The organism is Leucobacter sp. 1207-22, from assembly GCF_052850455.1.
In genome coordinates, this window is the sequence record NZ_VXCR01000002.1 from 27,857 (window position 1) to 39,608 (window position 11,752).

Annotated in this window: 9 protein-coding genes; all 9 read left to right on the plus strand. The window is 59.7% G+C overall.

All coding sequences use genetic code 11. The features are described 5' to 3' along the window. The first annotated feature begins 15 nt into the window (after positions 1 to 15). Positions 16 to 1,611 carry a Mur ligase family protein gene (locus FW756_RS03290; protein WP_446428766.1) on the plus strand — a complete coding sequence of 532 codons (1,596 nt, stop codon included), beginning with the start codon at positions 16 to 18 and terminating at the stop codon, positions 1,609 to 1,611. Continuing rightward, positions 1,608 to 3,017, plus strand: a complete 1,410-nt coding sequence (locus FW756_RS03295; RefSeq protein ID WP_446428767.1) for a UDP-N-acetylmuramoyl-tripeptide--D-alanyl-D-alanine ligase — start codon at positions 1,608 to 1,610, stop codon at positions 3,015 to 3,017. Before FW756_RS03290 ends, FW756_RS03295 begins: the two co-directional genes overlap by 4 nt. Beyond that, on the plus strand, positions 3,014 to 4,099 hold the full coding sequence (gene mraY / locus FW756_RS03300; RefSeq protein WP_446428768.1) for a phospho-N-acetylmuramoyl-pentapeptide-transferase: 1,086 nt from the start codon (positions 3,014 to 3,016) through the stop codon (positions 4,097 to 4,099). The genes FW756_RS03295 and mraY overlap by 4 nt, the downstream gene beginning before the upstream one ends. Further along, complete coding sequence (gene murD, locus FW756_RS03305; RefSeq protein ID WP_446428769.1) at positions 4,081 to 5,613, plus strand: UDP-N-acetylmuramoyl-L-alanine--D-glutamate ligase; 1,533 nt, start codon at positions 4,081 to 4,083, stop codon at positions 5,611 to 5,613. The genes mraY and murD overlap by 19 nt, the downstream gene beginning before the upstream one ends. Next, on the plus strand, positions 5,585 to 6,808 hold the full coding sequence (gene ftsW, locus FW756_RS03310) for a putative lipid II flippase FtsW (RefSeq protein WP_446428770.1): 1,224 nt from the start codon (positions 5,585 to 5,587) through the stop codon (positions 6,806 to 6,808). The genes murD and ftsW overlap by 29 nt, the downstream gene beginning before the upstream one ends. Before the next feature lie 4 nt (positions 6,809 to 6,812). After that, the gene (locus FW756_RS03315; protein ID WP_446428771.1) at positions 6,813 to 7,910 is read left to right on the plus strand and encodes a UDP-N-acetylglucosamine--N-acetylmuramyl-(pentapeptide) pyrophosphoryl-undecaprenol N-acetylglucosamine transferase; all 1,098 of its coding nucleotides are present in this window, start codon (positions 6,813 to 6,815) and stop codon (positions 7,908 to 7,910) included. A 28-nt stretch (positions 7,911 to 7,938) separates the two neighbouring features. Beyond that, on the plus strand, positions 7,939 to 9,360 hold the full coding sequence (murC, locus tag FW756_RS03320) for a UDP-N-acetylmuramate--L-alanine ligase (RefSeq protein WP_446428772.1): 1,422 nt from the start codon (positions 7,939 to 7,941) through the stop codon (positions 9,358 to 9,360). Beyond that, positions 9,357 to 10,391 carry an FtsQ-type POTRA domain-containing protein gene (locus FW756_RS03325; protein WP_446428773.1) on the plus strand — a complete coding sequence of 345 codons (1,035 nt, stop codon included), beginning with the start codon at positions 9,357 to 9,359 and terminating at the stop codon, positions 10,389 to 10,391. The genes murC and FW756_RS03325 overlap by 4 nt, the downstream gene beginning before the upstream one ends. A gap of 125 nt (positions 10,392 to 10,516) precedes the next feature. Beyond that, positions 10,517 to 11,749 (plus strand): cell division protein FtsZ, encoded by a 1,233-nt coding sequence (ftsZ, locus tag FW756_RS03330; RefSeq protein WP_446428774.1) that lies wholly within the window; start codon positions 10,517 to 10,519, stop codon positions 11,747 to 11,749. The last annotated feature ends 3 nt before the right edge of the window (positions 11,750 to 11,752 follow it).

Consider the following 11,752-nt stretch of genomic DNA (forward strand, 5'->3'; position numbering starts at 1 on the left):
CAGGAGATATTGATAGTGACCAGCGGACCCGCGGAAGCAAGCAAGCAGGCGACCGGTACGACGATCCGTCCGACGCGGCAGCGTGAGACAGAGATTCAACAGATCGCATCTCAGTTTGAGCTTGCGGTCAGTGGAGCCGAAGGTGCCGCGGATGCTGGTGTAGTTACTGGCATCACGCTTGATTCTCGAGACGTTCGACCCGGGGACCTGTATGCCGCACTGCCTGGGGCAAAGCGTCACGGTGCGGAGTTCGCCACGCAGGTTGCTGAGGCTGGGGCCGCAGCGATCCTGACCGATGCTGTTGGTCTCGAGCTCGTACGGTCTGCTCGTGTGGCGCTGCCGGTACTCGTCAGTGCAGAGAATCCGCGCGAAGTGATGGGTGACGTTTCAGCGGTCGTCTATGGGACCGCAGAACTCAACAGCAAATTCTTCGGGGTCACCGGCACAAACGGTAAGACGAGCGTCGTCTATCTCATTGCCGAGCTGTTGCGTGCGGCTGGCTACACTCCTGGGTTGAGCTCAACCGCAGAGCGCCGGGCTGGCGACACCATTATGCCCTCTGGTTTAACGAGTCCCGAGACTCCCGAACTGCACGGTCTGCTTGCTCGTATGCAAGAAGTCGGAGTGAACGCGGTAGCGCTTGAAGTTTCCGCGCACGCGGTCTCTCGCCGTCGCATCGATGGCGTGCACTTCGACGTCGTTGCCTTCAACAACTTCTCACAAGACCACCTTGACGACTACGGCGACATGGAGAGCTACTTCGCTGCCAAGCTTGCGCTGTTCTCACCGAAGCACGCGGCCCACGGCGTCGTCGTCGTTGATTCACCGTACGGTCAGCGCATCGCTCGCGAGTCTCAGATTCCCGTGACGACACTCGCAACCGAATTCGGTCAGACTGCAGACTGGCATCTCGCGATCACGTCACAGACGCTCGATGGAGTTGCGTTTGTGCTGCAGGGACCTGAGGGCGCCTATTTCCGCGGTCGCGTTCCGATGTTTGGTCGGTTCATGGCAGAGAACGCCGCGCTCGCCCTGATCATGCTGCACGAAGCAGGTATTTCGCTTGCTGCGGTCGAGAACGGGCTTGATAACGGCTTGATCCCGGTCTATATTCCCGGACGCCTTGAAGCATTGAACCCTGAGCTTCCCGCGACGGCAGGGCCACGGTTCTACGTTGACTACGGCCACACGCCAGGCGCGTTTGAAGCGATGCTCGATGCACTCGGTGACGTGGCGCAGGGACGCATTATTTTCATGTTCGGTGCCGACGGTGACCGTGACACCACCAAGCGTGAAGAGATGGGGCGGATCGCCGCAGCTGGTTCCGATGAACTGGTGATCTGCGACTACAACCCGCGCACAGAAGATCCTGCTGGGATCCGCGCTCAACTCATCGCAGGTGCACGCGAGGGAAAGCGTGCAAACATCCATGAAGTGGCTGATCCGCGCACAGCGATCGACACGGCTATTTCGCTTGCGGGGCCGGGGGACGTTATTCTGTATGCCGGTCCCGGACACGAGGATTTTCAAGAAGTTGCCGGACGGCGTGTGCCGTTCTCGGCGCGTGATGAAGTACGCGGAGCGCTCCGCGAGGCAGGATTGCTTGCGTGATTGAACTTACGCTCACCGAAATTGCTGAGGCCGTCGACGGCCGACTGGTGCTCGGCGCCAGTGGGGCCGAAGAGACCTCGGTGGTGACCGGGATTTCTCAGACAGACTCACGTGAGGTTGGCCCTGGGCAGATATTCTTCGCGCGCCGTGGAGAAGAAACCGACGGGCACCGTTTTGTCGGTGCCGCAATCGACCTTGGCGCTGCGCTGCTCGTTGTTGAACGTGAAGTTGACGACCGAGTCCCGCAAATCGTTGTTGCTGACAGCACTGACGCGCTTGGCTCGCTTGCTACTGAGGTCATTCGTCGTGTACGCGCCGCTGGCGACCTCACGATCGTCGGTATTACTGGCTCGAACGGAAAGACGACGACCAAGAATTTGGTTGCTGCGATGGCGGAGAAGCTTGGTACTTCCGTTGCGTCGGAGAAGTCCTTCAACAACGAGGTCGGCGGTCCACTCACCATGCTCCGAGTGGAAGCAGACACGCAGACCCTCGTCGCTGAGATGGGTGCGAGTGGCATTGGTGAGATCCGCCGCTTGACCACCATGGCACCGCCCCATATTGGTGTGGTGCTGTCGGTTGGGCTCGCGCACGCTGGCGAGTTTGGCGGCATCGAAGGTACATTCATCGCGAAAAGCGAGATGGTTGAAGACCTTCCCGAGACAGCAACCGCAGTTCTTAACCGTGATGACCCTCGCGTTGTCCTCATGGCAGAGAAGACCTCGGCGAAGGTTCGTTGGTTCGGCCTCCACCCTGAAGCCGATGTGCGCGCAAGCGATATTGCGTCTTCGGCAGCAGGGACGACATTCACGATTCACGCTGACGGCGCATCGGCTCCCGTGACATTCCGCGTGCTTGGTGAGCATCATGTGATGAACGCGCTCGCTGCGACAGCTATCGGACTGCAGCTTGGACTTTCACTCAGGAGCATCGTCGAGGTGCTTGAGAGCGCAACGCTTGCTGCCCCCGGCCGCATGCAGGTTCTTGGCGGACGTGATGGCATCACGATCATTAACGACGCGTACAACGCGAGCCCCGACTCGATGAGCGCGGCGATTCGCACGCTTGCTCAGATTCGGAAGCCAGAAGGGCGCTCAGTCGCGGTTCTCGGTGCGATGAGCGAGCTTGGTGAATTCAGCATCCAGGAGCACTTGCGGATCGGTCTGCAGGCAGTGCGGCTTGGAATCTCAGAACTTGTTGCAGTGGGCAAAGAAGCCCGCAACCTGCATATCAGTGCCATCAATGAGGGATCCTGGGACGGTGAGAGCGTGTTCTTCGAGACGAAGGACGAAGCGTTTGATTACCTGACTGAGACGCTTCGACCGAACGACACCGTCCTGGTGAAATCATCGAATGCGGCGGGGCTCCAGGCTCTCGGCGACAAGCTTGGGGAGGCTTACGCATGATCGCGCTGCTTATTGCGGGCGGTTTTTCACTGCTATACACGCTCGTACTCACACCGCTATTTGTGCGTGGGTTTAAGAAACTGCACTGGGGACAGTTCATCCGCGAGGATGGCCCAGAGTCGCACTTCGCGAAGCGTGGCACACCCACAATGGGTGGACTGATCTTTATTTCCGGCGCGGTGCTTGCGTACTTTGTTGGCAAGCTCGTCATGGGGGAGACCCCGACCGCCTCGGCACTGCTCGTGATTCTCATGGCGGTTGGTGCCGGCGCTGTCGGATTCATCGACGACTTCATGAAGACGCGAAAGCAGCAGTCGCTCGGGCTCGGCGGTTGGGCCAAGATCGCTGGTCAGGTGCTCGTTGCTGTGGTCTTCGCTGCGCTCGCGCTGAACTTCCCGAACGAGCAGGGGCTGACCCCTGCCTCGACCCACATCTCGTTCTTCCGTGACCTGCCCTTCGACTTCCTGTCGCTCGGCACTGTTGTCGGTATCAGCCTGTTCGTGCTCTGGGTGATCGTCATCGTGGTGTCGACCTCGAACTCGGTGAACGTCACGGACGGCCTCGACGGCCTCGCTGGTGGCGCATCCATCATGGTCTTCGGCGCTTATGTCATCATCGGATTCTGGCAGGCCTCACAGGACTGCGCGAGCACGGCATATGAAGCCGGCTGCTACCTCGTACGCGACCCGATGGATCTCGCGGTTGTCGCCGCAGCGTTCGTTGGCGGTCTTGCTGGCTTCTTGTGGTGGAACACGAGCCCTGCGCACGTCTACATGGGCGACACCGGTTCGCTCGGCCTCGGTGGCGCAATTGCAGCGTTCGCGATCCTTTCGCGTACTGAGCTCTTGCTTGTCCTGCTCGGCGGTCTCTTCATTATCGAGTCTGGCTCGGTCATCATTCAGCGGATCTACTTCAAAGCCACAAAGGGTAAACGAATCTTCCGCATGAGCCCGATCCATCATCACTTTGAGCTGAAGGGATGGCAAGAAGTCACTGTTGTCGTGCGCTTCTGGATCATCGCTGCGCTCTTCGTCATCGCCGGCATCGGCGGCTTCTACGCAGAATGGCTGTTGAACCAGTGACCGAACGAAACATCGCAGAGACGTTTGAGCGCGTGCAGGCGCTGACGAGCTGGCACCACGACTGGTCTGGATTGCGCGTTGCCGTGCTCGGGCTTGGTGTCACCGGCTTCTCCGTTGCCGACACGCTTGTTGAGCTTGGTAGCCGCGTGCGTGTGATTTACGGCGCACCCGATGAAGACCGTGAGCGTCTGCTTGACGTGATCGGCTCAGAGCGATATCTCGCAGCAGATACCGAAGAACAGCTTGTTGATCTTCGTGCGTTCGAGCCAGATTTGGTGATTGTTTCGCCAGGATATGCACCAGACCACCCGCTCACGTCGTGGGCAACCGGCCAGGGCATTACTGTCTGGGGTGATATTGAGCTCGGCTGGCGTCTGCGCGACAAGACGGGTCGCATCGCAGATTGGATCTGTGTCACCGGCACGAATGGCAAGACCACAACAACGCGTCTCACCGCACATATGCTGGTCGAGGGCGGGCTTCGGGCAACACCTGCCGGAAACATTGGTGTTCCGATTCTTGACGCGCTGCGTGATCCCCAGGGATACGATGCGATTGTCGTCGAGCTCTCGAGCTTCCAGCTCGAACGCATGGGCACGATTTCTCCATATGCGAGTGTCTGCCTGAATTTTGCGGCAGATCATCTCGACTGGCATGGCAGTGCTGACGCGTATTGGGCAGCCAAGGCGAAAGTATACGAAAACACCCAGGTCGCCTGTGTCTACAACCGTGTTGACGATGAGACGATTCGGATGGTCGAGCAGGCAGATGTCGTTGAGGGCGCGCGCGCAATCTCGTTCGGCCTTGACAGCCCGCCCCCCAGCGGGTTCGGTGTCGTCGAGGGGCTGCTTGTTGACCGTGGGTTCCATGCTGAGCGTCGTGGACAGGCATTTGAGCTTGTGACCGTTGAAGAGCTCGCTGAACGAGGTCTCAACGCGCCGCATCTCGTGCAGGACATTCTCGCAGCGAGCGCGCTTGCGCGTTCTCGTGGCGTCGAGCCTGCTGAGATCGCTCGTGCGGTACTGAGCTTTGTTCCTGATCCGCACCGCCTGCAGCAGCTGGGTGGGACCAAGCGACGCCCCGGCGTCCGTTGGATTGATGATTCGAAGGCAACGAACGCTCATGCTGCAGACGCCGCGTTGCGCGGTATGCACGATGTCGTATGGATTGTTGGCGGCTCCTTGAAGGGCGTCGACATCGCTGATCTTGTGGAGCAGCACGCGGCTCGGCTGCGTGGTGCCGTCGTGATTGGCATTGACCGTGAGCCAGTCTTGCGCGCGTTTGCTGAGCATGCAGCTCAGGTACCGTTGGTCGAGATCACTGAGGTAGACGGTGTCGCGACGATGCATGCAGCTGCCGCTGCTGCTGGAGAGCTTGCGCAGATGGGTGACACCGTGCTGCTCGCGCCTGCTGCTGCCTCGTGGGATCAGTTCCGTGACTACACTGAGCGCGGTCGTGCGTTCCAAGCTGGCATGATCGCCTGGGATGGCGCGGGTGACCTCGGGGCCGAGTAGTCCTGAGCCTGGCTCGGGACGGCTGGCGCAGTCGCGCATCAGCCTCGGATCGTCGCTGAAATTTGGCGGTGATAAGACGACGACTGCACTGTGGACGACCACGCTGCTCCTCGTCGGTTTCGGGCTCATTATGGTCCTCTCGGCGTCTTCGATTACGTCGTACCTCTCTGACAAAGGATTCCTCGGCGGGTTCAAAAGTCAGCTGCTGTACGCCGCCATTGGCGTACCCAACATGGTCTTTGCCGCCTCTCGACCGCTTGATTTTTGGAAGAAGTGGGCCTGGGTCCTGTTCGGCGCTGGCCTGTTCTTGCAAGCACTGGTGTTCACGCCGCTCGGTGTTGAAGTCTGGGGTAACCGTAACTGGATTCAGCTTGGTCCATTTAATGGACAGCCTTCAGAAGCGCTGAAGCTCGCACTCATTGTGTGGATCGGTGTTGTGCTCCTGAAAAAGGAACCGTTGCTCGGTCAAATGAAGCACGAGCTTATTCCGGTGGTGTTCCCCGGGGCACTCCTTGCGCTTGGCTTGGTCCTGCTTGGCAAAGACCTCGGTACAGCCATGGTCATGGCAGCCGTGGTGTTTGGTGCGATGTACTTTGGTGGAGTCCGCTTAAAGACGCTCGGTGTCATGCTCCTGGGAGCGCTGCTCTCGCTCGTGCTTTTCGTGGTCACGAGTGAGAATCGCATGAGTCGTCTATTTGGCCACGCGTCAGGCAACGAGGACTACAGTGGCCTTGGCTGGCAGCCACAGCACGGGCTTTGGGCCATTGCAGACGGTGGCCTCTTTGGAGTTGGGCTTGGTAACTCAAAGGCAAAGTGGTCGTGGCTTCCTGCAGCCGACAACGACTATATCTTCGCAATTATCGGAGAAGAGCTCGGATTCGTCGGCGCGTTTGGCGTGGTCTTGCTCTATGTCGTGCTTGCAGTGGTCATGCTTCGCGTCATTGGTCGCGCACGAGACCGCTTTGGCCGCGCTGTTGTCGGCGGCATTCTCATCTGGGTGGTCGGGCAGGCCTTCATCAATATTGGTGTGGTCATCGGCATCTTCCCAGTGCTCGGCGTGCCACTCCCACTCGTCAGTTCAGGCGGCACTGCGCTCATCGTTGGCTTGGCGGCCATGGGCGTGGTGATTTCGGTAGCAAAAGACAACGCGGCCTACGCAAAGGAACTCTCCGAGGGTGCATTCGTGGGACGATAGTCCTATGACGACTTACCTGCTCGCAGGCGGAGGCACCGCCGGACACGTGAACCCGTTGCTCGCCCTCGCTGATCTCATCACGAAGCGTGACCCGAACGCGGAGATCGTAGTACTCGGAACACAAGAGGGCCTCGAGTCGCGACTCGTTCCTGAGCGCGGCTACGAGCTCACCACGATTGCAAAGCTTCCGTTCCCTCGGCGTCCGAGTGGATACGCACTGAAATTCCCTGCACGCTACGCCAGTACGGTGAAGACCGTGCGCAAGGTGATTCGCGAGCGCAAAGTTGATGTTGTGGTTGGTTTCGGCGGTTATGCTTCTGCTCCCGCATATACGGCAGCAAAGCGCGAACGGATTCCCACGGTCATTCACGAAGCGAATGCGAAGCCAGGTATGGCAAACAAACTCGGTGCGCGAAGCGCTGCACGCGTTGCGGTGACCTTTGCTGGTACGCCAATTGCTGGAGCTATCGTTACCGGCATGCCGCTGCGTCCTGAGATCGAGTCTCTTGACCTCCAGGCACTTCGTGCTGAGGCACGTGCGCACTTTGGTCTCGATCCGAACCGCACGACGCTGCTCGCTACGGGCGGTTCGCTTGGTGCACGCGCGATCAACGAGGGTCTGTCGCGTTCGGCGACTGAGATTACCGCTTCAGGCGCTCAGGTGCTCCACGTCTGGGGTGGACTGAACGAACTCGTGGATCCTGGCGTTGACGGGTATCACGTGATTGAGTATTGCGACAGAATGGACCTTGCCTTCGCGGCAGCCGACCTGGTGGTGTCGCGCGCGGGATCAACGACTGTCAGTGAAATTGCTGGCCTTGGCCTACCTGCCGTGTTCGTTCCCTATGCGGTCGGCAACGGTGAACAGCGTTTCAATGCTGCTGGGGTTGTCGAAGCCGGGGGAGCGCTCCTCGTAGAAGACGAGGAGATCACAGCGGATTGGGTTTCTGGTGAACTGGTCCCGCTACTCCAGGACGCCGACCGACTCGCCGATATGTCGCAACGTGCGCGCGCAGCTGGCAGTCTTGACGGCACCGCGCAGCTCCTTGCGCTCGTTGATGACGTCCTGCGCGAACGAGCAACCGGCAACGGTAGTCTGTAACGCGAACACCCACCGCTAAGGAGCGCAGATGATCTATCCCGATCTCGACCTGGAACTGCCTGAAGACCTCGGTCGCGTACATTTCGTTGGTATCGGCGGCTCAGGCATGAGCGGCATCGCACGTATGATGCACGAAGCTGGCGTCCAGGTGACGGGTTCTGACCGTAGTGCGACCTATTCGACTGCGGCTCTTGAAGCAATCGGTATTCCGGTGAAGATTGGGCACGATGCTGCGCATGTTGGCGACGCTGACACGCTCGTCGTGACCGGTGCACTCTGGCAGGACAACCCTGAGTACCAGCGTGCACTTGCAGATGGCCTCCCTGTGCTCCACCGCTCACAGGCGCTCGCCTGGCTGTCGCGTGGTCGACGTGTCGTATCGGCGGCCGGGGCCCACGGTAAAACCACTTCGACCGGCATGATCATTACCGGCTTGCTGGGCACTGGCGCTGACCCAAGCTTCGTGAATGGCGGCATCATTGAGTCACTCGGCGTGAGCTCGAGCGCTGGCAAGGACGACCTGTTCGTCATTGAAGCTGACGAGTCTGACAAGTCGTTCCTGCTGTATGACACGTCGGTCGCGCTCATTACGAACGTCGATCCTGAGCACCTTGACTTCTACGGATCACGTGAAGCGTTTATGAGTGCTTTCGTTGACTTCGCGAGTGCTGCTCGTGAGCTTGTCGTGATCTCGTCTGATGACCCGGGAGCACTTGAAGTACTTGCGACGATGCGTGAGCGCGGTGCGACAGTGCCGATCCGCACCTTTGGTGAGGCAGCAAATGCTGACGTGCGACTCGTGGCCGTTGACGACTCCGGGCCGGTGAAATTCACGGTTGAGGTAGACGGGCAGCGCTACGACGCGCAGCTCTCGGTGTTTGGTAAGTACAACGCCATCAACGCGGTGGGTGCACTCGCGGTGCTCGTGGGGCTTGGCGTTGAGCCCGGCCCAGCACTTGAGGCGATCGCGACGTTTGGTGGCACGAAGCGCCGTTTCGAGTTCCATGCCGAAGTTGCTGGCGTACGCGTCTATGACGACTATGCACATCATCACACTGAGGTCGAGGCGCTCCTTGAAGCTGCACGAGCTGCAGCCGGAACTGGACGTGTGATCGCGATCCACCAGCCCCACCTGTACAGCCGCACCAGCCTGTTCCACAAGGAGTTCGCGCAGGTGCTTGAAGCCGGTGCGGATCATACGGTCGTGCTCGCAGTCGATGGCGCACGCGAAGACCCAGTCGAAGGTGTCACCGGTGCGCTTGTCGCAAATGACTTCGTTGATCCCGCGAATGTGGCCTACCGGCCCGAGTGGCAGGATGCTGCAGAGTACCTTGCGGAGATCGCGCAGCCGGGCGATCTCATGGTGACGATGAGCTGTGGAACGGTCTACCAGATCATTCCTCAGGTCGTGGAAGCCCTCACTCGTCGATTCGAGACTGCAAGCGCGTGAAGCGTCCAGGCGGTTTCGACGCTGGGCTCGACCCAGATCTCACCGGCAGGCAGGCAGATGTGATGCAAACTGCCAGCGAAGCTGTGTCTGAAACCGCCGCCGGCTCCTCGGAAAACCACGTCCTGACTGGCGGCGAGACTGAGCAAGAATCGTTCGTTGATTCGTCTGCCCCGCCGACCGCATCCACGGCTGTCGCGAAAGCCTGGCTTGGCGGCGTTGTGCAGCGCGGTTCGCAGGCCCTCGAAGCACGCTCGGCGGATCCGCTGCGCGACGCGAAACGTCGGGTGCGTGTCGCCGAACGTAGCGTGAAGCGCCGTGAGCGTCGAGAGCGGAAGCGTTTTTCGGCAGCAGGTCGGCGGAAGCGGATTCGTATTGCGATCGTTGGTGGCACGGTGCTTGGGCTGGCGCTCTTCGTGCTCATCGGTGTTTTTACGCCGATCATGTCGGTGCGCAACATTGAGGTGACGGGTACCTCAACGCTTGATCCGGCCGTTGTGGCGGAACAGCTGGCAACGCTTGAGGGGCAGCCACTTGCGCTCGTCTCGAAGGATGACGTCTTTCAAGCGCTTGAAGGGTTTCCTCTCATTGAGCGCTTTGGAGTCGAACTCATTCCGCCGAGCACACTCATTGTGCGAGTGCAGGAGCGAACACCTGTGATCGCACTCAAAGGCGACGGCGGGTTTACGCTGTACGATGCCGCCGGTGTGCAGGTAGGAACTGCCGCGGAACGTCCTGCGGGTGTGCCACTCGCGAACGAACAGGTGAGTGACGTCACCACGCCTGCGTTCGCCGAAGCGGCACGCATCATTCGCGATCTGCCAGCCGATCCGCGCAACAAGATCGTTGAGGTCTCTGCAAAAGGTGCGCAAGACGTGCGATTCAAGCTCGAAGGCGGCGTAGAGGTCTTTTGGGGCAACCGGGATCGGACCCAAGCGAAGGCTGCGGTACTCGTGAAAATGCTTGCCTCATTGCAAGATCGCGGCGTGTCTTACATCGACGTCTCATCTTCGGAGGCTCCTGTATTCCGTTGATCCTCTAAATCGGCGTGTCGATGGAGGTCGGGGCCAGTACGCACATAACTTTGGTGGGAAGCGTATACGTCAATACTAACTTTAAGGTTCAGGTTGAACTTTAAGGTTTGAGCGGAGGAACTCAGGTGGCAACCAACCAGAACTACCTTGCGGTCATCAAGGTCGTAGGTGTCGGCGGCGGTGGCGTGAATGCCGTGAACCGCATGATTGAGCTTGGACTTCGCGGTGTTGAATTCATCGCCGTGAACACTGACGCACAAGCGCTTCTGCTCAGCGACGCTGATGTGAAGCTTGATGTTGGCCGTGAGTTGACTCGTGGTCTTGGCGCAGGTGCAGACCCCGAGGTCGGCCGTCGTGCCGCTGAAGACCACGCTGAGGAGATCGAAGAGGCTCTCGCTGGCGCAGACATGGTCTTCGTAACCGCTGGCGAAGGCGGCGGTACCGGTACGGGCGCCGCTCCCGTCGTTGCACGTATCGCGAAGTCGATTGGTGCACTGACGATTGGTGTTGTCACGCGCCCATTCAGCTTTGAAGGTAAGCGCCGCGCCGCGCAGGCCGACAATGGCGTGAACACGCTGCGCGAAGCGGTCGACACGCTTATCGTGGTTCCGAACGATCGTCTGCTTGAGATCAGTGATCCCGGAATCAGCATGATCGAAGCGTTTGCTGCAGCGGATCAGGTGCTCCTTGCCGGGGTTTCTGGCATCACCGATCTCATTACGACCCCCGGACTCATTAACCTCGACTTCGCGGACGTGAAATCGGTCATGCAGGGCGCGGGTGCCGCGCTCATGGGCATTGGTTCGGCGCGCGGTGCGGATCGTGCGATCAAGGCAGCGGAGCTTGCTGTCGCATCGCCGCTGCTCGAAGCCTCGGTTGAGGGAGCGCACGGTGTATTGCTGTCGATCCAGGGCTCATCGAACCTTGCGCTGAGCGAGATCTACGAAGCTTCAACGCTCGTGCAAGATGTCGTGCACCCTGAAGCAAACATCATCTTCGGTACCGTCATTGACGACACCCTCGGCGACGAGGTGCGTGTCACGGTCATCGCTGCAGGCTTCGACGCCGACAACGGCATCTCGCAGCAGAGCACTGATCGCGGACGTCGTGGAAGCCACCATGAGACCCTTGACGAGGCAAAGAGCAACGGCCGAGCTGTCGATGCTGGTGGTGAGGCCACTGGTCTTGGATTCCCGGGGTTCTCTGCGGCTCGCGAGAAGGCGGTTGCTGCTGAACCAACGCTCTCGTCTCAGTTTGGTGAGGTACTTTCGAGCCCTCCCGTTGAGGCGCAGTTGAATGATCCCGCATTCGACGGTGACGATGATGACGATCTCGACATCCCGGAGTTCCTGAGGTAAACA